17 protein-coding genes are annotated in these 22,785 nt (G+C 68.3%); 10 read left to right on the plus strand and 7 right to left on the minus strand.

Annotation, left to right across the window (positions count from 1 at the left end; translation table 11 throughout):
- Positions 1-7: 7 nt before the first annotated feature.
- Both OHB26_RS12800 and OHB26_RS12805 read right to left on the minus strand, forming a co-directional pair.
- The gene (locus OHB26_RS12800) at positions 8-2,956 is read right to left on the minus strand and encodes a LuxR C-terminal-related transcriptional regulator (protein ID WP_330184384.1); all 2,949 of its coding nucleotides are present in this window, start codon (positions 2,954-2,956) and stop codon (positions 8-10) included.
- 14 nt (positions 2,957-2,970) lie between these two features.
- Entirely contained in the window at positions 2,971-4,686 is a 1,716-nt protein-coding gene (locus OHB26_RS12805) for an Hsp70 family protein (RefSeq protein WP_330184385.1), read from the minus strand.
- A gap of 321 nt (positions 4,687-5,007) precedes the next feature.
- On the opposite strand from OHB26_RS12805, the gene OHB26_RS12810 reads away from it, so the two are divergent.
- The 3 genes from OHB26_RS12810 to OHB26_RS12820 all read left to right on the plus strand — a co-directional run bounded on the left by OHB26_RS12810 (position 5,008) and on the right by OHB26_RS12820 (position 10,627).
- A complete protein-coding gene (locus OHB26_RS12810) occupies positions 5,008-6,951 on the plus strand; it encodes an IniB N-terminal domain-containing protein (RefSeq protein WP_330184386.1) in 1,944 nt (647 codons plus the stop codon).
- A 138-nt stretch (positions 6,952-7,089) separates the two neighbouring features.
- Entirely contained in the window at positions 7,090-8,922 is a 1,833-nt protein-coding gene (locus tag OHB26_RS12815; protein WP_330184387.1) for a dynamin family protein, read from the plus strand.
- Positions 8,923-9,019: 97 nt separating this feature from the next.
- The gene (locus tag OHB26_RS12820) at positions 9,020-10,627 is read left to right on the plus strand and encodes a dynamin family protein (RefSeq protein WP_442942930.1); all 1,608 of its coding nucleotides are present in this window, start codon (positions 9,020-9,022) and stop codon (positions 10,625-10,627) included.
- Here OHB26_RS12820 and OHB26_RS12825 read toward each other — a convergent pair whose 3' ends face one another.
- On the minus strand, positions 10,628-11,788 hold the full coding sequence (locus OHB26_RS12825) for a zinc-binding dehydrogenase (RefSeq protein ID WP_330184388.1): 1,161 nt from the start codon (positions 11,786-11,788) through the stop codon (positions 10,628-10,630).
- A 123-nt stretch (positions 11,789-11,911) separates the two neighbouring features.
- On the minus strand, positions 11,912-13,612 hold the full coding sequence (locus OHB26_RS12830) for an MFS transporter (RefSeq protein ID WP_330184389.1): 1,701 nt from the start codon (positions 13,610-13,612) through the stop codon (positions 11,912-11,914).
- Positions 13,613-13,723: 111 nt separating this feature from the next.
- Between OHB26_RS12830 and OHB26_RS12835 the strand changes: the two genes are divergently transcribed.
- From OHB26_RS12835 to OHB26_RS12845, 3 genes are all read left to right on the plus strand, one after another.
- Complete coding sequence (locus tag OHB26_RS12835) at positions 13,724-14,245, plus strand: MarR family winged helix-turn-helix transcriptional regulator (RefSeq protein WP_330184390.1); 522 nt, start codon at positions 13,724-13,726, stop codon at positions 14,243-14,245.
- 31 nt (positions 14,246-14,276) lie between these two features.
- Positions 14,277-15,182, plus strand: coding sequence for a haloalkane dehalogenase (locus OHB26_RS12840; protein ID WP_330184391.1), 906 nt, complete (start codon positions 14,277-14,279; stop codon positions 15,180-15,182).
- A gap of 102 nt (positions 15,183-15,284) precedes the next feature.
- A complete protein-coding gene (locus OHB26_RS12845) occupies positions 15,285-16,160 on the plus strand; it encodes an RNA polymerase sigma factor (RefSeq protein ID WP_330184392.1) in 876 nt (291 codons plus the stop codon).
- Here the strand turns inward: OHB26_RS12845 and OHB26_RS12850 are convergent.
- The 3 genes from OHB26_RS12850 to OHB26_RS12860 form a co-directional block, all read right to left on the minus strand.
- Positions 16,129-17,064 (minus strand): LLM class flavin-dependent oxidoreductase, encoded by a 936-nt coding sequence (locus OHB26_RS12850; RefSeq protein WP_330184393.1) that lies wholly within the window; start codon positions 17,062-17,064, stop codon positions 16,129-16,131. The two genes, OHB26_RS12845 and OHB26_RS12850, sit on opposite strands and share 32 nt — an antisense overlap.
- A 91-nt stretch (positions 17,065-17,155) precedes the next feature.
- A complete protein-coding gene (locus OHB26_RS12855; RefSeq protein WP_330184394.1) occupies positions 17,156-17,635 on the minus strand; it encodes a hypothetical protein in 480 nt (159 codons plus the stop codon).
- A 53-nt stretch (positions 17,636-17,688) separates the two neighbouring features.
- Entirely contained in the window at positions 17,689-18,153 is a 465-nt protein-coding gene (locus OHB26_RS12860; RefSeq protein WP_330184395.1) for a hypothetical protein, read from the minus strand.
- A gap of 93 nt (positions 18,154-18,246) precedes the next feature.
- Here OHB26_RS12860 and OHB26_RS12865 point away from each other — a divergent pair, with 93 nt between their 5' ends.
- The 4 genes from OHB26_RS12865 to grpE all read left to right on the plus strand — a co-directional run bounded on the left by OHB26_RS12865 (position 18,247) and on the right by grpE (position 22,781).
- Entirely contained in the window at positions 18,247-19,338 is a 1,092-nt protein-coding gene (locus OHB26_RS12865; protein ID WP_330184396.1) for a DUF1707 SHOCT-like domain-containing protein, read from the plus strand.
- Positions 19,339-19,352: 14 nt separating this feature from the next.
- The gene (locus tag OHB26_RS12870) at positions 19,353-20,120 is read left to right on the plus strand and encodes a DUF1707 SHOCT-like domain-containing protein (RefSeq protein WP_330184397.1); all 768 of its coding nucleotides are present in this window, start codon (positions 19,353-19,355) and stop codon (positions 20,118-20,120) included.
- 229 nt (positions 20,121-20,349) lie between these two features.
- Complete coding sequence (dnaK, locus tag OHB26_RS12875) at positions 20,350-22,188, plus strand: molecular chaperone DnaK (protein ID WP_330184398.1); 1,839 nt, start codon at positions 20,350-20,352, stop codon at positions 22,186-22,188.
- A complete protein-coding gene (gene grpE, locus OHB26_RS12880; RefSeq protein WP_330184399.1) occupies positions 22,185-22,781 on the plus strand; it encodes a nucleotide exchange factor GrpE in 597 nt (198 codons plus the stop codon). The genes dnaK and grpE overlap by 4 nt, the downstream gene beginning before the upstream one ends.
- The last annotated feature ends 4 nt before the right edge of the window (positions 22,782-22,785 follow it).

Here is a 22,785-nt window from a genome sequence, read left to right on the forward strand (position 1 = left end):
GCCCGGATCATACGAGGAGGGAACCGTGACCCATGGCGCGGAGCATTGACAATAACTCCGAACGTGAGCTCGCACCGATCCGACGCCGTATCCGGGCGACATGGTGCTCCACCGTTTTCGCGGAGATATAGAGGCGAGCCCCGATTTCCCGGTAGGTCAAGCCCAGTAGTACAAGCTCGGCGACCTCCCGCTCCCGTTCACTCAGGACCGTATCGGTGCGCGGTTCCGAGCGCGGCGCCGGGGCGGCCGGAGCGGGTGCGCGCATCGGCTCGGGCGGATGGGACTGCGCGCGGACCGTACGCGCCAGCTTCAGCAGGGCGGTCGCGACGGCCGAATCATCGGCGGCCAGCGCGGCCTCACTCGCCAGTCGCGCGGCATCCCAGCGCAGGCCCAGGCCGGCCAGTCTGGCGACCGCCGCCTGCACCTGATCGTGCTGCACCTGACCCCGCAGCACCAGCACCCAGGTGCGGCCCGCGTCCGCGAGCGCGGCGGCCTGCGGATCACCGGCCGCCGCGGCGGCCTTGAGCCGATGTGCGTGCGGCAGCAGCTCATTCGGGCACTCGCGGGCAATGGCGGCCTGAATCGCGTACCAGTGGAACGCATTCGCCCACGCGGGCGGATCGCCCAGTCCGCGCAGCAGCTCACCGGCCGCGGCCACCAGGGCCTCGATGCGCCCCTCATCCCGCAATCGGATTCCGGCAAGCCACAATTCACCGATCGGCAAGAGCGCCAATAGATCCGCCCCCACCTCGTCGAAGAGTGGGTAGGCGGCCCGCCAAGCCAAGGTCAGCGCCGTGTGATCCCCGCTGCGCCTGGCCAATCCGACAATGATGCCGTGCGCCAGCAGCCGGTCTCGCGCATCCAGTTTCGCGAGATCGAGGCCCTCGATCACCGCTGCCGCCGATTGCTCGTCACCACCCAGCATGGCGACCCACGCCGCCAGCGCCAGGTGCTGTGGATCCTGTCCGGTCCCGCGCAAAGCATCCGCGGCCCTGCGTGGTTCACCCATGCTCAGACACAGCAGCACCGCGATCGACACGGCCGAACAGGGCAGGAACCGATCCCCGCCGTTCTCGCCCGGGCCTACGCCCGAATGGGCGGCGTGAATCAACGCGGACGCGGCGGCCATCGCCGCTGCGCGCGTGGGTTCGGGCCTGGGCGCGGGGGACCGCCGGGCGGTGGCACCGGCGCTCACGGCCGTGAAACCCGCTGTATCCATAGCCATACCGGAGGCGACGGGCGGTGAGCCATGTGGAACGAAGCCGCGCTGATACCCAGATGCCGGGGCGTCGTCGGTGCGCCGCGTACCGTCCGGCGCGGGCTCGGCGGCCACCCCGCGGCGCGCGGCGAACTCCGCTGTCACCGAGCCGTTGGGGCGTTGCGCGGGCAACGCGAAGGCGGCTGCGCCGGAAGTGTCGTCATGCGCGAGCGCGATCGGCCCCGAGCGGTCGGTGTACTGATCGGCCCGGGCGAAAAGGATTGGAGGCTTGGGGGACTCGACCGAGTCGGCCAGCGCGCCGGCGATCAGGGCGGCGCGAGCGGTGGCCTCGGTGGGGGGCCAGTGGGCGGCGGAGGCCGAGAGGGTATGGCCGGTGTGGGCGTCACCGGCGAGGTACTGGACGGTGGCGGCCACGGCCCAGTCGGCGCCTACGCGGTCGGGGCCGAGCCAGGTGTAGAGCTGGGCGGCGCGGGCGGCCAGGCCGCGGCGGGTCCAGACACCCGCGCAGATGCGCACCGCCGCGGCCAGATCGGTGGGGCAGGAGTAGGCGGCGGATCCCGCGTCGGCGGGGGAGGTGCGGCCGATGGACCTCGGATCGACGCGGGGGGTGGGGCGGGCCAGTAACGGTTCGGCCAGGCGCAGGGCGGTATCGCAGTCGCCGGTGCGGGCGGCGGCGTCGGCCCAGCGCAGGGCGATGGTGTCGCGGTCGGCGCCGGCGGCGGCCGCCGCCGCGTAGTGGCGGGCGGCCTCGTCGCCCGCCTTCTCGGCTGTGGTGCAGAGGAATTCGGCGAGGCGGGGGTCGCGGACGCCGGATTCGGCCAGCAGCAGGGCGGTGTGGTCGCGCAGCAGGCCGGCGTCCAGGCGGGCGTGCAGCAGGCGGCGCTGAACCGACAGCAGGCGGCGGTCACCGACCAGGGTGCGTAGCGGGGCGATGGCGGGGGCCAGCAGCAGGTCCGCGTCGGTGATGAGGGCGCTGGCGCGGGCGCGATCCACCAGATCCTGTGCGGCCGTGTGGTTTATGTCCAGGACCTCGGCGAGTTCGCTGGTGTCCAGGCCCGCGCCGATGGCGGCGACCACGAAGGTGTCCAGCATTTCGGGGTCGGCGTCGTCGAGCCGGGCGCGGGCCCAGGCGGTGACCGCGGCGTCGACGGCGGGTATTCCGGAGTCGAGGCGGGTCGCGCAGGCGGCCGTCAGCGCCGCCACCACACCGCCGTGGATTCCGGCGGTCTGGCGGTGAATGTGCTGCGCCAGCCCACGCGGCACCATCATGCCCAATTCTCTTGCGAAGGGCGCGATCTCGGTGACACCCAGGGCGCGGAGGTCCACCACCCGCCCGCGCCTGGCCACGGCTTCGGCGAGTGCGCGCAGCCGCGCGTCGTGCGGTCGAGGCAGCGTCGCGACCACCACCGAATGTGTTCCGGATTCGACTGCGGCACAGAGTGTCTCGAAATCGGCATCGGTCATGGCCTGGGCATCGTCCAGTACCAGTGCCAGCGCGCCCCGGCCGCGTGGATGCGGCCCGCCGCGCTGTGCGAGCACCTCGGCCGGATTCTCGGTGAGCGTGACACCGTGTGCGCGCAGGCGATTGCGGATCGCGGTCAGTAGCGTGGATTTTCCGGTGCCGGAGCGGCCGCGGAGCAGATACAGCAGGGGAGCCGGATCATCGGAGTCCAGTTCCCGGAAGATCTCGCGCGCGCACGGCAGCGTGTCGAGCGCGACCGGTGGATTGCCTATCACGGAGTAACCAACTCTCAGCCGCCGTTGTTCGGAACGATCTTGGGCACCGTCGGAATTCCATTGCCCAGCTGATCCACGGTCTTGCCCAGATCCGGGAGCTGCGGGACGGTCGGCGCGGCGATCACCGGCTGCGGCAGGGTGGGCGCCGGTGCCGGAGCGCTGGGAACGGTCTGCGGTGCCGGGGAATCCTGGGCGGCGGGCGGTGCGGGCGGTGCGGCCGCGGCGGGTACGCCGGCATCGGTCGTCGCGACCGGAGCCGCGCTTCCCGGAGCCGCCGCGCCCGGTACCGCCGCGCCCGGCGTCCCCGGTGCCGGGGCGCTCGCCCGCGCCTGGGTGGCGCCCGGATGCAGTGCGGGCACGGCCTGCCCACTCGTGGCCGGTCCGGCCTCGGAGTTGTCCAGCGCCGCGACCGAGGTCGAAGGCGCCTGCGGTGCGGGCGAATCCGATGGCGCGGATTGCGCGCCCACGCCCATGGCGAGTGTTCCGGTCGCCAGCGCCGCCACCGCGATCGCCACCGCACCGATCACCGCCACTCGTCGCCAATGCGCGAAACCCGCGCGCTGCTCGGCCTCCGGAAGCGGGGGTAGTAGTGGAACCCGTTCGGCCGCAACGCTCTTCGCGTCCTCGCCCACCACGCCGATATCGGCGGGCGGGCGAACGCGGTCGGAATCACTTCGCACGGTGGCGTTTCCGACTTCGCGATGCTGTTGCGGCTCGACCACGGCCGGATGAGGTTCGGTCGCGGTCGTATCGGCGAGCAGGTCGGCGGCGAGCAGCGCCGCACCGTGTGCGCTCAGGTGTGCGGGATCGGTGGCGGCGGCCACCGGAATACCGAATTCGGTCGAAAGCAGCTCTGTCACCAGGGGAATCGACGCGCCACCGCCGGTGAGCAGAATGCCGTCCACCTCTTCGATGGTGAGTCCGGCGCGGCGTACGGCCTCGCGGACCAGATCGGCGGAGGCGAGCAGCGGACCGCGGAACAGTTCCTCGACCTCGTCGCGCACCAACCGGACATCGATACCGCCGATTCCGGGCAGCCGAACCGGAACCATGGTCGCCGTATTCTTGGAGAGAGTTTCCTTGGCGATTCTGCACAAACCGCGCAGGGTGGACAATTCCTGCTCCACCACCGGATCGAATGGATCGAAATCCTTTTCGCCCGTGGCGAATGCGAGCACGTAGCGGGTTATCAACAGATCGAATTCCGCGCCCGCCACCGTGGTCGAGCGCACCGGTTCACCCAGCGGCCCGGAGAGCGCGCCGGTGCGGGCCAGGGAAACGGTCAATCCGGTCGCACCGAGGTCGTACACGATCATCGATCCGTCGTGGGTGGATTCGTGAACCTCCCGCAGCCAGCGCAGGGCGGCCGCCGACTCGGGCACCAGGGCCACGCCATCGAGGCCGGCGGTGCTCAGCGCGGTGCGCTGCACCTCCACCGTGTGCTGGCTCCACCAGGCCGGATAGCAGGCGACCATGGCCGCGGCGGGGCCGGAGTCGTCCACGGCTCGGCCGACCGCCGCGGCCACGAGATCCGCTGCGCGCACAGCGGATCCGTCTCGCATCCGGATGTCCACCGGATCCCCGACCCGGGCCAGCACACTCTCCGGAACCTCTCGCTCCGCGCCGAGCAGGCTCGGCCGGACGTGCACTCTGCGCTGTCCCCCCGAAGACGTCACGGCGACCGTATTCGACGACCCGACGGTAATGCCGAGCGCCATCCCCTGACTCATTCGAGATCCCCTGTCGATTCGAAACACGCGGCGCGGGTGTGAGCGCGTGCTGCTCGAAAGCTGTTCGGTCCGAAATGTACGAAAATGGTGGTGCAGGGCGCGTGGCCCATGGGTGCTGTCGGTTGCTGGGGGATCGTCGTTACCGATTCCAGCCCAGGTTCGGGGAAATTCCCCTAATGGATACCCGGCCCCTAACGGGGCGACACGCGAAACCCGGGGGATTGTCCCCGTTTCGGCGTAACGCGTCGCGTTCCTAACGTGAAAGGACAGTCGAGCAGGGCGGGCCATCCGGGCTCCGCCGCACCCAGGAGACGATTCGCCATGAGCCCCAACGCAATTCTCGAGTTCATCCTCAATCTGCTGCGGGATCACGAAGCAGCCGTCGGCTACTGCGCCAATCCGGGCCAGGCCCTGATCAATGCCGGATTGGAGAACGTGACCCCCGAGGACATCGCCGCCGTCGCGCCCATGGTCGCCGAATCCGCGCTGGTAACCGGAGGTTCGCAACTCGGCGCGATCATCGCGGCGGGCGGCGGTGCGGGCGCGGCCGCCGGAGTGAACGGGGCTGGGGGACTGAATGGTTCGACCACCCTGAATGGTGGGACCGATGTGAATCTCGGGACCGGTGTGAATGGTGCTGCGGGCGTGAATGGTTCGGTGCACCTCGGCACCGCGACCGCGACCGAGGTCTGCTTCACCGGTGATGCCGGATCCGGACTGGAATTGGGCCTCACCAGCGGAATCGGTGGCGTGGTCGGGGCGGCCGCCGACCTCGGGGCGGATCTGTCCGCGGGCATCGGCGGAGCGGTCTCCACCGCCGCCGACGCGGCAACCGGCCTGCAGGCCAACCTCTCCGGAGTCCTCGGCACCCAGGCCGCCGCCGATCTCACCTCGGCCCTCACCGGCGGCCTGACCGTGGGCGCGGGCCTGCAGGCGGGGATAGACGCGGCCGTGAACGGCGCGGCCCAATCCGGTGCGACCCTCAGCACCGCCCTCACCGGTGCCCTCGATTCCGCCGCCAACCTCGAGACCGATCTCGGCACCACGGTGAACACCGCCCTCGGCGCGGGCGCGACCCTCGGTACCGACCTCTCCGGTGCGGTGAACGGCGCACTCGGCGCGGGCGCGGGCCTGGAGACGGGTCTCTCCGGCGCGGTGAACGGTGCCCTGGGTGCGGGCGCGGGTTTGCAGACCGGGCTGAACGGCGCGCTCAACGGCGCGGCGAATCTCGGCACAGATCTTTCGGGTGCTGTGCACACCGCGGTGGGTGCGGGCGCGGGATTGGAGACCGGCCTGAACGGCGCGGCGAACCTCGGCGCGCAGCTCGCAAGTGGGCTCGGCGCAGGACTTTCCGGCGGTGTCGACACGGCTGTCGGCGCGGGCGGCCAGGTCGGCGCGGGGCTGGGTGCGGGCCTGGAGACCGGTCTGAACGGCGCGGCCAACCTGGGAGCCGAGCTCGGAAATAGTGTCGGTGCGGGGCTTTCCGGTGGACTCGATACCGCTGTCGGGGCGGGTACCCAGGCGGGTGCAGGTTTGGGTGTGGGGCTGGATGGCGCGGTGCATGCGGGAACGCATGCGGCGGGCGATCTCGGAGCGGGGCTTTCGACTGGGTTGTCCGGAAGCGCCGATGCCGCAGCAGGTTTGGGTGCGCAGCTGGGGAATGGGTTGGAGACCGGGCTTTCGGGGGCGCTGAATGGGGTCACCGCCGGTAGCGGGCAGGTGGGGGCCGGGTTGAGCAGTGGGATCGATTCGAGCGTCGGGGCCGGGGTGCATGGGGCCGGGGATCTCGGAGCCGGATTCTCCTCCGGGGTCGGCACCGTCGGGAATCTCGGTGCACAGGTTGGGAATGGTTTGGAGACCGGACTTTCCGGCGGTGTCGATACGGCCGCACACGGTGTCGGCGGGGTCGAGACGGGGCTCTCCTCCGGGCTGGATGCCGCGGTGCACGGGGGTTCGCAGGTGGGGGCGGGGCTCTCCTCCGGATTGGACACCGTCGTTCACGGTGCGTCGCAGGTCGGTGCCGGGCTCGACACCGGGGTGGGTAGCGGGATCGATTCCTCGGTCGGCGGCGGTGCGCAGGTGGGGACCGATATCGGTGCGGCGGCGAATCCCTGGGCCGGACTGGATGTTTCGCAGGCCTTCGGTGAGGGAGTGCACAGCGGGGGTGTGGATTCCGGGCTGTTCGGCGATGCCGGGGCGCACGGCGGGATGGAGCTCGGAACGCATCCGGGTGGGGACATCGTCGGCGACATGCTGCACTCGTAGCCGTCGGTCCGGGTCGGCTCGCGCGATGTCGAGTCGGCCCGGATCCGCGGTGGTGCGGAGCGATGCTCGCTCGGGATGAATATCGATGGTAGGACGCACCTTTCACGGTGCGGTGGACAAAGGAAGGTGAGCCCCGCGATGGCTGAGATCGTGGCGGTGCAACCGCTGTTGGCGATGCTGACCGAGACCATCGCGGTTGCCCGGGACGCCGAGCGGGGGGATCTGGCCGAGCGGTTGGCGGGCGTCGCGGGGCGGGTGCGGGATCCGCGACGGCGGATCGTGGTGTGCGGGTTGGGGAATCAGGGCAAGAGCCAGTTCGTCAACGCACTGGTCAATGCTGATATCTGCGCCGTCGGGGATGATGCCACCACCGCGGTGACGACCACCCTCGCTCATGCCACGCAGGCACAGGCGATGCTGGTGCTGGCCGGGGATGGTGAGGAGGCGCGAGTCACGGTGCCCTGGAACGAGATCGGGCCCGGTGTGGCGCGATCGGCGTACGCGCGGGGCCGGGCCGTGCTGCGGGTGGAGCTCGGGGTGCCCAATCAGCTGTTGGCGGACGGGATCGTGGTTGTCGATACGCCCGCGCTCGGGGCGCACGGGAACAGTGCGGTGGCAGGAGTTCTCGGCGTCGTGCCGACCGCCGATGCGGTCCTGGTACTGAGTGACGCCTCCACCGAATTGACCGATCCCGAGGTGGAGTTCCTGCGCCAGGTGCGGGAATTGTGCCCGGCGGTGGCGGTGCTGATCGGCAAGATCGACCTGTATCCGCATTGGCGGCAGGTGTTCGAGGCGAACTCCGAACACCTGCGGCGCGCCGGAATCGAGGTGCCGATGCTGGCGGTCTCCTCGGTGCTGCGCACACACGCGCTGCGGCTACAGGATGCCCAGCTCGGGCAGGAGTCCGGCTTCGGCGCGGTATTCCAGTTCCTGCGCGAACACGTGGTGGTGCGGGATCAGATCGCGGCGCAGCGCGCGGTCGCCGTCGATATCGGTTCGGCCGCGGAGCATTTGGCCCTCGCCCTGGGCAGTGAACTGGTGGCACTGAAGGATCCGGAGCGCGCGGCCGCCGCCGTACGCGAATTGCAGTCCGCCAGAACAGCCGCCGAACAACTGCATCGCCGCACCTCGGTATGGCAGCAGACCTTGAGCGACGGCATCACCGACCTGGTCGGCGATGTCGATCACGACCTGCGCAATCGCCTGCGGGATATCGCGCGCACCGCCGAGGAGTGGATAGACGAGCATGATCCGGGCCGGCATTGGGAGCGTATGGAGGAGTGGCTCACCGGAACCGTCGGAACCGCCGTCGGTGACAACCTGCTGTGGACCCGCACCCGCGCGGTGAGACTCGCCGAGAAGGTGGCGACACACTTCACCGAATTGGGTGCGGTCGACCTACCGGATGTGCGGGAAAGCCTGGACGGCAGTGGTTCTCGCGCCGGATCCTGCACGCTGTCGGATCTCGAACCGGACCTGGGTCTCGGCCACAAACTCTTGGTGGGCGTGCGCGGTTCTTATGGCGGCGTGGTCATGGCGGGACTGGTCGGTACCCTCGCGGGACTCTCGCTCATCAACCCGATCTCGCTCGGCGCCGGAGTCATCCTGGGCGGTAAGGCGTTCCGTGACGATAAGCAGGCTCGCCTGGCCAAACGCCGTGCCGACGCCAAGATGGCGGTTCGCCGCTATCTCGACGACGTCGCGTTCCACACCGGTAAGGAGACCAAGGATCGCCTGCACCGTATCCATCGACTGCTGCGTGATCACTTCACCGCCATTGCCGAACGCACCCTGCGCTCGCTCGACGAATCCCTGCGCGCCGCCCAGGAGGCCGCCAACCTGGAGTCCACCCGTCGCGCCGAACGCACCGCCGCCGTGGAGCGCCGCCTGCACATCCTGGCCGAGCTGCGCCGCCGCGCCACCCTCATCCTGACCCCGGCCCCCACCCATCCGGCGCTTCCCGCACACTGACCACGGTCGCCGGAGGTCCCGGTGCTAACGCGGGCCGGGGCCGGCGCGAAGAGTTGGCGATGCGTGGAGGTGCGATGTGGTTCGAGAGCGTGAGCCTGTGAGGTATGACCTGGGTACGGCCGGATATGGGGTGGGGGCCGAGACCCGGGGGCTTTTGGCGGCCGCGCGCCGGGCCTTCGTGCAGTATGCGGGGGTGCGCGGTCAGGTCGAGGAGTGCGCGCGCAGGTTGGATCAGCCATTGCGAGTCGCGCTGGCCGGACAGCTCAAGGCGGGCAAATCGACACTGTTGAACGCGCTGGTCGGGCAGGACATCGCACCCACCGACGCGACCGAGTGCACCCGCCTGGTGACCTGGTATCGCAATGGGAACGCGCCCCGGGTGACCGCGTACGCGCGGGACGGCGCGCGAGCCGATGTGGTGGTGCGCCGCGGGCGTGGCGCGGAGGGGCTGCCGGGCGCGCACGGATTGACCTTCGATCTGTCCGCGCTGCGCTGGAATTCGGGAGCGCCGCGGGAGGTCGAGCATCTCGAGGTGGAGTGGCCCTCGGCGGAGTTGGCGCAGACCACGATCATCGATACCCCGGGCATCTCCTCACTCTCGCGGGATGTGTCCGCGCGTACCTCGCATCTGCTCGCGCCCGGTGGCGGCGGAGCGGATCTGCCCAATGCCGACGCGGTGGTCTACCTGCTGCGGCGATTGGACACCGCGGATGTGGAGTTCCTCGAACAGATCGGCTCGGCGGCGAGTGGCTCGGGAGTCGGTGCGCGGCAGGGTCATCCGGTCGGCGCCGGCGGTCCGCTCGGCGTCATCGGCGTCGTCTCGCGCGCGGATGAGATCGGCGCGGGCCGGATCGACGCCCTGAACTCGGCGCGCGATGTGGCCTCGCGATTCGCGGGGGAGTTGGAGCGAACGGGCCTGTGCCAGTCGGTGATTCCGGTGGCGGGACTGCTGGCGTTCGCCGCCGCGACTCTTCGGCAGCGTGAGTACCAGGCGTTCGAGGTGCTCGCCGGGGTGCCGACGGACACCCTCGCCGCCGCCCTGTTGTCGGCGGATCGCTTCGCCCGCCCCGACCTACCCCTACCACTACCTCCGGAGTTGCGCGCCCACCTCGCGGCCCGCTTCGGCCTGTTCGGTATTCGCCTGGCCGTCACTCTGATTCGACTCGGCGTTCGAGACTCCGCCACGCTCGCGGCCGAACTCACCCAGCGCAGTGGCCTCGATGAACTCCGCGCCGTCCTCGATATCCAATTCGCCCAGCGCGCGGAGGAATTGAAGGCGCATTCGGCGCTCACCGCCCTGGCCCGCATTCTCATCGCCAATCCGGGCACCGAGGCGGACAACCTGCTACCCCGGGTGCGGACACTGCTCGCCGACGTACACGGCTTCACCGAACTCCGGCTGCTCGGCCACCTGCGCGCCGACGAACTCCCGCTGCCCGCCGGGGATCTGGCCGAACTGCACCGCCTGATCGGCGGCGCGGGCGTGGCGGCACACCGCCGCCTCGGCCTCTCCGCACATACGGATCTGGCCACCCAGCGCACGGAAGCCCTTGCCGCGGTTCGGAAGTGGCGTACGCGAGCCGGCCACCCCCTCGCCGATCAGTTCACCGCGAACGCCTGCCTGACCGCGGCCCGCAGCGCCGAGGGGCTGTTGGAGATCCTGCACGAACCGCCGACCACCCCGTTCGCCCGAATCACCCCTTGATCAGGGCGCGGTCGCGGAGCTGCGCGGGTCGACGAGGATCTTGGCATGGTGGTCGGGGGAGGCGAGTGCGGTATACGCCGCGTCGATACCGTCCAGGCCGACCGTGCCGGTGATCAGCGGGCTCGGGTCGACCTTGCCATCGGCGATCATGTGCAGCGTGTCGCGGAATTCGCCCGGGTCGTAGCCGAGTACGAAGCGGAGTTCGATCTCCTTGTTGATGGCCGTGGCCGGGTGGATGCGATCCGATTCCATACACACCCCGACCACCACGATGCGGGACATGGGCGGGGCCGCGGTCAGCAGTTGATCGAGAATGCCGGGTACGCCGACACATTCGAAGATGACCGGCCCGGCCGGTCCCTTGTTCAGGGCGTGTGCCAGGCGGAAGACGTACCACCACGGGATATTCGGCAGGCGCCGCAGGCGTTCCATGGCGTCGAAGCCGAGGTTGAGCACATCGCTCGCACCGGTGATGCGGGACTTCTTCGGCGAGGCCGTCCACGGTGCGTCCACCGCCGGGTCGACCACCACATCGGCGCCACACGCCGCGGCGAGCTCCCGGCGGCGCGGGGAGAAATCACTGGCGATGACGAGCCGCACCCCCGATGCCTTCAACATCGAGATGACCGCGAGACCGATGGGGCCGCAACCGATGACGAATGCCGTCTGTCCCTTGCCGACCCGCCCCCGGCGCACCGCGTGCCAGCCCACCGCCATCGGCTCGGTCAGTGCCGCATGCTCGGCGGACAAGCCATTGGGGACCGCGAAGGTCATGGACTCCTGCACCACCACCTGCTCGGCGTAGCCGCCGGGCGCGTGCACGGACAATCCCGTCAGCTGTGGTTCGCGCCCGCTGCGCAGGATCGGCAAGGCCACCACGGGTGTACCGGATTTCCAGCGGCGCCGGGTGTCCGCCCCGTAATCGACCACCGCACCGGAGAATTCATGCCCCATCACCACGCTCTGCTCCGAGCGCATGAAGTGCTGATATCCGGTGGCGGCCGCCAGGTCGGCGAGCTCATCGCAGTGCGCGCGGGCGTGCAGATCGGAGCCGCAGATACCGCAGCGCAGGACGTTCACCACCAACTGTCCGGGCCCGGGAGTCGGTTCGGGTAGGTCACGCACCTGGAATTCGCCCTTGGTCACCGTGGCAGCCCGCATGGTTCACTCCTGTCGAAAGATGTTGACAGTCGGCGATTCTTCTCGCTTCGGGCGATGCGGGCACGAAAACGGCCCACAGATCCGGCGTTTCGGCCGGACCCGTGGGCCGCGCTGGTGCTCCGATCAGACCTGAACCAGTTCGTTGTCCAGGTCATCGAGTTCGTGCTGCTCCAGCCTGGTCTCCTTCGGCAGGGCCGCGAAACCGAGGCATACCAGCACCATCAGACCGATACCCCAGGCCAGGGTGTAGTCGAAGGTGTGCGCGAAGTTGACCGCATTGGCCTCCGCGCCCGCACCGCTGAGCGTCTTCGCCACGGCCGCATCGCCGCCGGTGCTCCGGCAGCTCTCCGGTACCGCGGACGGATCGACCGCGGCGGACCGATCCCGCACGCAGGCACGGAAATTCGCGAGAATCTCCTCCTGCGCCGGTCCGGGCAGGCCGGTTGCTGCGAGTTCGGTGCGGGTCTGCGCGGTGACCGCGTCCACGCCGCGCGCCGAATCATGATCGAGCTGTCCGAAGAAGATGATGCCGACCAGCGCCACGCCCAGCGCCATCCCCAACTGCTGACCGGTATTGAGCAGGCCCGAGGCCGCGCCCGCCTCCCGATCCGGGATCTGGCCGAGCAGCATATCGATGGTCGGCGCTACCACGATGCCGAATCCGGTACCGGTCACGATGAGCGGCAACACCATCTGCCAGGAAGCGAAATCACTGCCGTAGTGCGCGGCCATCCAGCCGTATATGCCGAACCCGGCCGCGGTGACCAGGCCACCCGCCATGAGCACCCAGCGGCCGAACCTCGGCGCCAGCACGCTCACCGAGGTGCCCGCGCCGATGCCCGCGCCGACCGCGAAGAACACCGAGGTGAGCCCGGCCCGCATGGGCGACCAGCCCAGACCGGCCTGCATGAACAGCGTCCAGATCAGGAAGAAACCGCCCATGCCGATCCAGAACAGCAGCCAGGACGACAGGCCGATGGTGAAGGGACGGGACCGGAACAGGTCCAGGTCGATCAGTGGTGAGCCGACCGTGCGCGCCCGCCACCGCTCATAGACCACGAAGGTGGCGAAGGCGGCCGCGGCCGTGCCCATCATAATGAATGTCCAAGCGGGCCAATCTTTTTGACGGCCCTCGGTGAGCGGATAGGCGAGCAGCACGACCGCCGAGACCGCCAGCACCATGCCGACGATATCCAGCTTGGGGGCATGTGCGGAGCGTGAATCCCGCATCACGATGCTCGCCGCGATGAGCGCGGCGATACCGACCGGGATATTGACCAGGAAGATCGGCCGCCAGCCCAGATCGAAGAGATTCCACTGCACCAGCAGGCCGCCGAGGGATAGGCCGACCGCGGAGGCGGAGCCGCCGACCCCGCTGTAGATGGCGATCGCCTTGGCGCGCTCATGCTTCGGGAAGGTCACCCGGATGATGGCGAGGATCTGCGGCACCATCAGTCCGGCCATCGCACCCTGTACGAAGCGGGAGCCGATGAGTACGGCCGGATCCGAGGCGATACCGCAGGCCGCCGAGGCCAGGGTGAAGCCGGTCATGCCGAGCAGGAACAGCCGTTTGCGGCCGTAGATATCGCCGAGTCGGCCACCGGTGATGAGCACCGCCGCGAAGGACAGTACATAGGCGGCGATGATCCATTCGATCTGGGAGTACTCGGCTTTCAGATCGTTCTGGATGCTGGGGACGGCCACATTGACGATGGTCACGTCGAGCAGATCCATGAATCCGGCGGCGAGGACGACGGCGAAGGCGATCCAGCGGCGCGGGTCGAGGGTGGAGACGGTGTCGGGGGGCGCGGTGTCGGGTTCCACGGCGAGCTCTCTTCGATTCGGTGGGGCGTTGCGACCCCTCAAACTATGCACTTGAAGTGATTATCAATCAAGAGGGCAATCATGATTCATGCCTTGATGTACTCTGAGGGGGTGAGCGATGCCGAACCCCAGTTCCCACGGCTGTTCGATTCCCCCGCATTCCTGCTGGGGCAGTTGGGTTCCCACTCCGCCTACCGATTCGCCGAACTGCTGGCGCCGCTCGGCATCAAACCCCCGCAATTCGGCACCCTGCGGATTCTCGAAGCCAATGACGGGCGCTCCCAGCAGCAGCTGTGCGAGGCGCTGGGCATCCACCGCAATGTGATGGTCGGGCTGGTCGACGACCTGGAGAAGCGTGGACTCGTCGAACGCCGCCGGCATCCGGTGGATCGGCGCGCCCATGCGGTGCATCTGCTCCCGGCCGCCCGAGAGCTGCTCGCCGAGGCGGCCGCCCTGGCCAGGGGACTCGACGCCGAAATCCTCTCGGCGCTGGACGAGGGGGAGCGGGCCGTGATGGTCCGGCTGCTGCAGCGGGCCGCCGTCGGCAATGGGCTCACCCCTGGTATCCACCCCGGTTTGACCGCCGCACCCGGGACCGCCGCGGCATGTGAGGTGGATCACGCGCGCGGGTAGTCACAGCGCGCCGCGGTGCGTGTCCAACCGGGTGAAGGCAATTCACTCGGAAGGAACGGCCACCATGCCAACCATCGATGTACTCGACTCGTTCATCAACTACAGCGATACCGGGACCGGGGATATCCCCGTGGTGTTCCTGCACGGCAATCCCACCTCGAACTACATCTGGCGCAATGTGATTCCGCACGTCAGTGGCGAAACAAGGGTGCTGGCACCGGATCTCATCGGAATGGGAGCCTCCGGTAAGCCGGAGAGTGACTACCGGTTCGTGGACCACGCCCGCTACCTCGACGCCTGGTTCGAGGCCATGCACCTGGATCAGGTCGTCATCGTCGGTCACGACTGGGGCGGTGCGCTCGGAATGCACTGGGCGGCAAGGCATCCCGAACGTGTGCGGGGAATCTCCGTGGTCGAGACCTTCCTGCGGCCCATGCACTGGTCGGAGCTGCCGCCGCAGGGCGCGGAGCTCTTCCGCCGCTTCCGCTCCCCGGAGGGCGAGGAGATGGTGCTGCAGCGGAATATGTTCATCGAATTCAACCTGCCCGCCTCCACTCACACCCTCACCCCCGAGGCCCTCGACGTCTACCGCGCGCCCTACCCGACACCGGAGTCCCGCAAGCCGATGCTGGTGTGGCCGCGTGAATTCCCGCTCGACGGTGAGCCCGCCGATGTGGTCGCAATTATCGAGAACTACGACCGGTGGATGGCCGACAGCCCGCGGGTGCCGAAGCTGGTGATGGCTGTGGAGAACGGTGTCGGCCTCGGCTCGCCCGCCGCGATGGAGTGGGCGGCGCAAACCTTCGCCGCCACCGAGATCGCGAATATCGGACCGGCCGGACACCACTGCCCGGAGGATCAGCCGGACCGCATCGGCACCGCGGTCGCCGACTGGATTCACAGGCATGCCCTCATTACGGCCGCGGTCGTCGCCTGAGACCGCTGTGGCAGGGGCGATCACGGGGTGCGGAACCGGCCCGTCCCGTGATCCCCGCCGGAAATTGTTGCGGACGGGCCGTTTCCGTCCCAAGCTGGCGGGGTGGAGACCGAATCAGAGCCGTCCGCCGATGCGGGGCACGGACCGGACGAGCGGGAGCTCGCGCTGGTCGCTCGGGCGATCGACGGCGATCGGGCCGCGATCTCCGAAGTGGTGGTGCTGCTGCAGGATCCGATCTACCGGCTGGCGCTGCGCATGGTGTGGCGGCCCGCCGACGCCGAGGACGCCACCCAGGAGATTCTGCTGCGGGTCATCGGCAAGCTCGGCACCTGGCGGGGCGAGGCCAAACTGCTCACCTGGGCGTACCGGATCGGCGTCAACTACCTGCTGAACCTCAAGCGCAGAACCCCGCAGGAGGCGATCGAGCTCAGCCTCGACTCCTACGGGGCGGGCTTGAAAGACGGTCTGGCCGAAGCGGATTACCGCGGCCCCGAATCCGAGCTGCTCACCCATGAGACCAGGCTCAACTGCACCCAGGCCATGCTGCAATGCCTGGCCCGCGAGGAACGCATCGCCTTCGTACTCTCCGATATCTTCGAATTGAGCTCCACCGAGGCGGCCTGGATCACCGACACCACGCCCGCCGCCTATCGAAAACGCCTGGAGCGCACCAAGAAACGTCTGGGCAATTTCCTCACCGCCGCGTGCGGTCTGGCCGCCCCGCAAGCCTTCTGCCGCTGCTCCCGCCGCGTCGACAAGGCCATCGACCTCGGCCGCGTAGACCCGCACCGCCCCGCGTTCGCCGCCCACCGGATCACCCCCGGAGGTCGCGGCGTGGCAGCCGCCGCCCAGCAGATGTCCACGCTACGCGATGCCGCCGCGGTGCTCGGGGCACACCCGGATTACGCTGCCCCGCAAGCGAAAATGGACGCCATCGCCGGATTGATCAGCTCCGGTCGCTTCCCCCTGTTGGACTGATCTCGGAAGGTTGAGCCGCGCCTATCATTTCGCGCGCGATCGGTACCACCCTACGTGCGAAGCGCTGCACCTGGTCCACATCGAAACCGGGCGGCCAGTAGATGAAGGTGTCGAACCGGGCGTTCTTATGCAGGGCCGCAATGATTTCCGCCCATTCTCGGGCGGAGCCGTTGATCGGATCGTTCCCGCGCGGCCGAGGTCGCAGCGATTGATCACTGATCGCCCCCGGGAGCGCCGCCATCCGCGTGATTCCGCTCGGATCGCGTCCCGCCGCCCGCGCCGCCGCGTCGATCCGATCCTGCGCACCTCGCCATCTCTCCCAGGGCAACCAATTCGGCAGTGGCGCAACCCATCCGTCGCCTACCCGGCCGATCAGGTCCAGGGCGCGTGGCCCCATGGCTCCGATCCAGATACCCATATCGTGTGCGGGTGCGGGACCGCCCGCGATCCCCTGCACCGTGTATTCGTCACCCTGGACCGAGACCAGCCGCCCCGGTCTCCAGGTGGCGCGGATGATCTCGATGCCCTCCTCGAGCGCGCACAGCGCGGCTCGGCCTTTCAGTTCCGGTCCGCCCATGGCGACGATGCCGTCCTCGAAGGCACCCGCCCCCACGCCGAGTTCGAACCGCCCGCCGCTCAACAGATCGAAGGTGGCAGCCTGCTTGGCCAGCATCGACGGCCGCCGCAACGGCATATTCGCCACCCCGGGATAAACGCTGATCCGATCGGTCGCGCTCAAACAGGCTCCGAGCACCGCGAAGGTATCGCCGAACTCCGGTGCGTACGGATGATCCTGGATCCCCACCAGATCCAGCCCCGCATCCTCGGCGGTCTTCGTCATATCCAGCACGTCTTCCAGCGCCGCCGCGGTAGGCGGGATCGAGATGCCGAATCGCACACCCATCGGGCCTCCTCAGCCGCAGGTTCCAAGACCTCGATCTTGGCCCGCCAACCTGCGAAAATCGGTTATTTCGGGCGCAGTGCGTGTCCGGAAGTCACGGCACGTCGAAGGCCGCCACATAACGGGACTCATAGGCGGCGCTGTGCGCGGTGCCCCCGATATCCATCAGCACCCGCCCCGACCCGGTGGGCAGATCCAGCACCGTGGTCGCGCCGCCCTCGGGCCCCGCGTGCACCGGCCGCCATTCGGTGAACCAGTCGATGCGCAGCCCCGCGGGATTCGCCCAGCGAATCGCCACCCAGCCATCACAACCGCCGGGAGCATCCCCACTGGGACCATAGGTGTTCAACCCCTGCAGATTCAGCGTGATCGACCCCGGCCGATCGGGGTTGTAATCGACCCACGCCCGGAAATCGACACCGCAGCCACCCAACAGCGCCCGGCCCTGCGCCTGTCCGAAGAAGACCTGACTCGGCGCGAGTTCTTGCGCATCGGCGACACCGCCGCCCGCGAGGGTGAGGGCCAGGGTGGTCGCTCCGGTGATGCCAGCGGTGATGAGGGTGCGAGGTCGCATGGATTTCCCTTCGCGCGGTTGGTGGTGCGGGGTCGATCTGTCCCGAAGCAGGATCAGGGCAGGTCGATCTGGGCTAGATAGAAGCTGTTCAAGGAGAAGCCGTTCTGGGTGCCGGTGACGCTCACCTGGATTCGGCCGGGGCCGGTGGGGAGGTCCGCCATCGAGGTGTCTCCGCCGCCGGGGATGGCGTGGGCATTGAGGTAGCGCGGGCCGTAATCGGCTGCGCCGGTGGAGGTATTGACCCAGGTGTAGTTCACCGGTGCGTCGCAGCCGTTCGGGCCGGCCGCGGGGCCGAAGGGGTCGAGACCCTGGATTTCGAGGCGGAGGCTGTCGGGCACACCGGGGGTGGGGGTCAGGGTCGCCCGATAGTGGACGCCACAGAACCCGGTGATGGCACTGCCCTCCGGCCCTCCGGACAGGATGGTCACCGGGATATCGGCGTGCGCGGTGCCGACGGTGCCGACGGTGATCGCGGCGGTAGCGCCGAGGATCACCGCGGCGAGAGACTCGAGACTCATAGGCTTCCTTTGGCGAACTATTAGCAAAGAGTGTTCCATGCGGTATGTCCGCTTCGTTCGTCCGGGTGGGCGGTGGACGGATACGATCCGCTGGTGAGTGCGAGATCGTCCGATGCGGCGGGGTCTGCGAGCGCCGGGCGGTTGCGGGCGCGGGATATCGATCGGGTGAATGCCCGGGCTCGTATCGATGCTGCTTATGAAGAGGGGCAGCTGGGGGCCGACGAGTATGAGCAGCGGTCGCAGCGGGCGCAGACGGCGCAGACGCTGGAGCAGCTCGCGCGGTTGGTGGGGGATCTGCAACCGGGGAAGACCGAGACCCGGGTGGCCGCGCCGCCTACGCGGCAGGCTGAGGTCAGCCGGTATCCCACGCGTACTCGGGCTCGGGACAGCGATCGCGCGGCAACCTGTCTGCTACTCGATGCGGGGCTCGCGGACGGACAGTTGAACGAGGGCGATCATCGCGCCCTGACCGATTTGGCGGGGGAGGCGCGGACTGTGGGGGAGCTGGCGGAGCTGACCGCCGATCTCCAGCGCTCGGTGAACGCGCCCGCCGTGGCGCAGCCGCCGCGTTCGTATCGCGGGCAACTGTTCGGATGGGGTGTGCTCGCGGCCTGTGCGGCACTGTTCGTGGCCGGGTTCGCCGCAGTGAACAGGCCCGCGCCGATTCCGGCCGCGCCTGCCGGGGTGCAGATGGGAACTGTCGCGCCGATCGTGCTGAGTATCCCGAAACTGCATACCGGGGAAGGTATTTCGGCGTTTATAGCGCAATACAAGGCCAAGTTCGGTGACCTGTCCGTGGATGACCTGAACCTCTACGCGGACTACGCGATCCTGAAGCGCATGGTGCCCGGACAGCCGAATCGTCAGGTGGACTACGACTATCGAGGCGGTTTCGTCGCGGATTCGGCCCCGACCACGCGCAAGACCGACGCACCCGTCTTCGATCTGGGCGCGATCGACACCGCCGCACTCGGAAAACTGCTGGTCAGCGCACCCGGAGACCTGAAGGTGGCGCAGGGCGAAATCAGCCATATCGGTTTCGAGCCCGATCAGATGCCGCCCACGCGCGGCGGCCCGCCCACGCCTATCGTGCGGATCTACGTGAGCAACAAGGTGAATGAGAGCGGTTTCCTCGAGGCGACCCCGACGGGCGTGGTCACGCGTTCGTACCCGTTCGGCAGATAGGACGGATCAAGACCATGGCCGACTACCGCAATCAGAGCCTGCGTGCCCGCGATGCCGATCGCGTGGACGCCTGTGCCCTGCTCGACAATGCCCGGGCCGAAGGCGAATTGACCGAGGCGGAGCACGCGCAGCGGACGGCGGCGGCGATGCGAGCGCGCACCTTCGGCGACCTGGACAAGCTCATCGACGATCTGCAGATTCCCGCGAATCTGATGGCCAGTGCGCTGATTCGGCCGCAGCGCCGAAATGAGCTGCGGCGCTGGAAGATCGCCATAGCCGCGTTGTCGACCGCGGCGGTGGTGGGCGCGCTGGGCGGTTGCGTCGCCCGCAGTACCGTCTCGAAACCGGAGATGCCCGACGCCACGACCGGCGCGGGGCTGGCGAGTTTCGTTGCCGCGTACCGGGATCACTTCGGCGACAGCATCGCGAACGATCTGACGCTGTACCCGGATTACGTGGTGATCGAGCGCCCGTCGGGAACGGACGATCATGACGATTACTACATATACAACGGCGAGTTCAAGCAGAGAAGTGATGTACCGCGCAGTTCGGGCGTCGAACCGTTGGACATGTCCACCTTCGATCTGCCGAAGTTGGCGAGCGTGCTCGCCGGTGCGCCCGCGTCGGCCGGGGTGCCCGAGAGCGCGATCGCCCATATCGGCATCGAGCACAAGACCGATAAGGATCCGACGGTCTCCATCTACGCCGGACAGGGCTCGCGGTCCGGCTACCTGGTCGTTTCCACTCAGGGTGAGCCGCTCTCCCTCTATCCCGCGAAGTAATCTCGATTCCGGGAAATTTTTCTCCGCTCCCTGGAATAGATGTCGCGCGTCCCCCGTTGGTGCATGTCAGACAAGGTTGAGCGAGGCTGACTCAAGTTCAACTTGCACAGGACGAACATCCGGTGCAGGATTGAGCCGACCACGCTCAGTGTTGCTGAGGATCCTGCCCCGTCTCGGGGCAAGATCCCGCCGCTAAGACACATAGGTACGTCAACCAGGAGGAATCACCATGGCTCGTGCGGTCGGTATCGACCTCGGGACCACGAACTCGGTCATCGCCGTTCTCGAAGGCGGTGAGCCGGTCGTCGTCGCCAATTCGGAGGGCTCGCGCACTACCCCGTCCATCGTCGCCTTCGCCAAGAACGGCGAAGTTCTCGTGGGTCAGCCCGCGAAGAACCAGGCGGTCACCAATGTCGATCGCACCATCCGGTCCGTCAAGCGCCATATGGGCGAGGACTGGTCCGTGGAGATCGACGGCAAGAAGTACACCCCGCAGGAGATCTCCGCGCGCACGCTCATGAAGCTGAAGCGCGACGCCGAGGCGTACCTCGGTGAGGAGATCACCGACGCGGTCATCACCGTCCCCGCCTACTTCGAGGACGCGCAGCGCCAGGCCACCAAGGAGGCCGGGCAGATCGCGGGCCTGAACGTGCTGCGCATCGTCAACGAGCCCACCGCGGCCGCGCTGGCGTACGGCCTGGACAAGGGCGATAAGGAACAGACCATCCTGGTCTTCGACCTCGGCGGCGGCACCTTCGACGTGTCCCTGCTGGAGATCGGCGAGGGCGTCGTCGAGGTCCGCGCGACCTCCGGTGACAACCACCTCGGTGGCGACGACTGGGACGAGCGCGTCGTCGCTTGGCTGGTCGACAAGTTCAAGGCGTCCTCGGGCATCGACCTGACCAAGGACAAGATGGCCATGCAGCGCCTGCGCGAGGCCGCGGAGAAGGCCAAGATCGAACTGTCGTCCTCGCAGTCGACCTCGATCAACCTGCCCTACATCACCGTCGACGCGGACAAGAACCCGCTCTTCCTCGATGAGCAGCTCACCCGCGCCGAGTTCCAGAAGATCACCTCCGATCTGCTGGACCGCACCCGCAAGCCCTTCCAGTCCGTCATCAAGGACGCGGGCATCGCCGTCGGCGACATCGATCACGTTGTCCTCGTTGGTGGTTCGACCCGTATGCCCGCCGTCTCGGATCTGGTCAAGGAGCTGACCGGTGGCCGCGAGCCCAACAAGGGCGTGAACCCGGACGAGGTCGTCGCCGTCGGCGCGGCGCTTCAGGCCGGTGTGCTCAAGGGTGAGGTCAAGGACGTCCTGCTGCTCGATGTCACCCCGCTGTCGCTGGGTATCGAGACCAAGGGCGGCGTGATGACCAAGCTCATCGAGCGCAACACCACCATCCCCACCAAGCGGTCCGAGACCTTCACCACGGCCGACGACAACCAGCCGTCCGTGCAGATCCAGGTCTTCCAGGGTGAGCGCGAGATCGCTTCGCACAACAAGCTGCTCGGCTCCTTCGAGCTGACCGGCATCCCGCCGGCCCCGCGCGGCGTGCCGCAGATCGAGGTCACCTTCGACATCGACGCCAACGGCATCGTGCACGTGACCGCGAAGGACAAGGGCACCGGCAAGGAGAACACGATCAAGATCCAGGACGGCTCCGGCCTGTCCAAGGAGGAGATCGATCGCATGGTCAAGGACGCCGAGGCGCACGCCTCGGAGGACAAGGCCCGTCGCGAAGAGGCCGAGACCCGCAACCAGGCCGAATCGCTGGTGCACCAGACCGAGAAGTTCATCAAGGACAACGAGGACAAGGTCCCGGCGGACATCAAGGAGAAGGTCGAGTCGGCCATCGCCGAGGCGAACGAGGCGCTCAAGGGCACCGATATCGCCGTCATCAAGACCGCGGTGGAGAAGCTCGCCACCGAGTCGCAGGCGCTGGGTCAGGCCATCTACGACGCCTCGGCCGCCGAATCGGCTGCCTCGGGCAACGGCCAGGCCGCGCCGGACGCCGATGACACCGTTGTCGACGCCGAGGTCGTCGAGGAGCCGGAGAAGAAGTGACGAACCCGAACCCGGAACAGGAACCGGTCACGGGTGAGTTCGGCGAGGCCGCGGTGGAGGATTTCACCGCGGCTTCGGCCGCCGACGTGCTGGCCGAAGAGGCGATGGCCGACACCATCAGCGCCGAACTCGCCGAGCGCACCTCGGATCTGCAGCGGCTCACCGCCGAGTACGCCAACTACCGCCGCCGTGTCGAACGGGACCGCAAGGCCACCATCGACAATGCCAAGGCGACGGTCGTCAGTGAACTGCTCGGTGTGCTCGACGATCTCGACCGCGCCCGCGCACACGGTGATCTGGAGGGACCGCTCAAGGCGGTCGCCGACAAGCTCGCCACCGCCCTGCAGAAGCAGGGCCTCGAGGAATTCGGTTCGGCGGGCGACCCGTTCGATCCGACCCTGCACGAGGCCGTTCAGCACGAGGGCTCCGGACACGATCCGGTAATCGGCATGGTCATGCGCAAGGGGTACCGCTTCGGCGATCGCGTGCTGCGGCACGCGCTGGTCGGAGTGACCGATCGGACAGAGGATCTGAATGGCTCGGCCGCATCAGAGACGACGAACGCCGACCCCGATGCCGCTGGCACCGAGTAAGACG

It is taken from the genome of Nocardia sp. NBC_01503 (assembly GCF_036327755.1).
Classification (GTDB): Bacteria; Actinomycetota; Actinomycetes; order Mycobacteriales; family Mycobacteriaceae; genus Nocardia.

Bases quoted from the DNA above. Each gene is read 5' to 3' on its own strand.
- OHB26_RS12870 (WP_330184397.1), top strand. From the start codon at position 19,353: ATGGCCGACTACCGCAATCAGAGCCTGCGTGCCCGCGATGCCGATCGC.
- OHB26_RS12805 (WP_330184385.1), bottom strand. From the start codon at position 4,686: ATGAGTCAGGGGATGGCGCTCGGCATTACCGTCGGGTCGTCGAATACG.
- OHB26_RS12860 (WP_330184395.1), bottom strand. From the start codon at position 18,153: ATGAGTCTCGAGTCTCTCGCCGCGGTGATCCTCGGCGCTACCGCCGCG.
- OHB26_RS12825 (WP_330184388.1), bottom strand. From the start codon at position 11,788: ATGCGGGCTGCCACGGTGACCAAGGGCGAATTCCAGGTGCGTGACCTA.
- OHB26_RS12850 (WP_330184393.1), bottom strand. From the start codon at position 17,064: ATGGGTGTGCGATTCGGCATCTCGATCCCGCCTACCGCGGCGGCGCTG.
- dnaK (WP_330184398.1), top strand. From the start codon at position 20,350: ATGGCTCGTGCGGTCGGTATCGACCTCGGGACCACGAACTCGGTCATC.
- OHB26_RS12815 (WP_330184387.1), top strand. From the start codon at position 7,090: ATGGCTGAGATCGTGGCGGTGCAACCGCTGTTGGCGATGCTGACCGAG.
- OHB26_RS12810 (WP_330184386.1), top strand. From the start codon at position 5,008: ATGAGCCCCAACGCAATTCTCGAGTTCATCCTCAATCTGCTGCGGGAT.
- OHB26_RS12855 (WP_330184394.1), bottom strand. From the start codon at position 17,635: ATGCGACCTCGCACCCTCATCACCGCTGGCATCACCGGAGCGACCACC.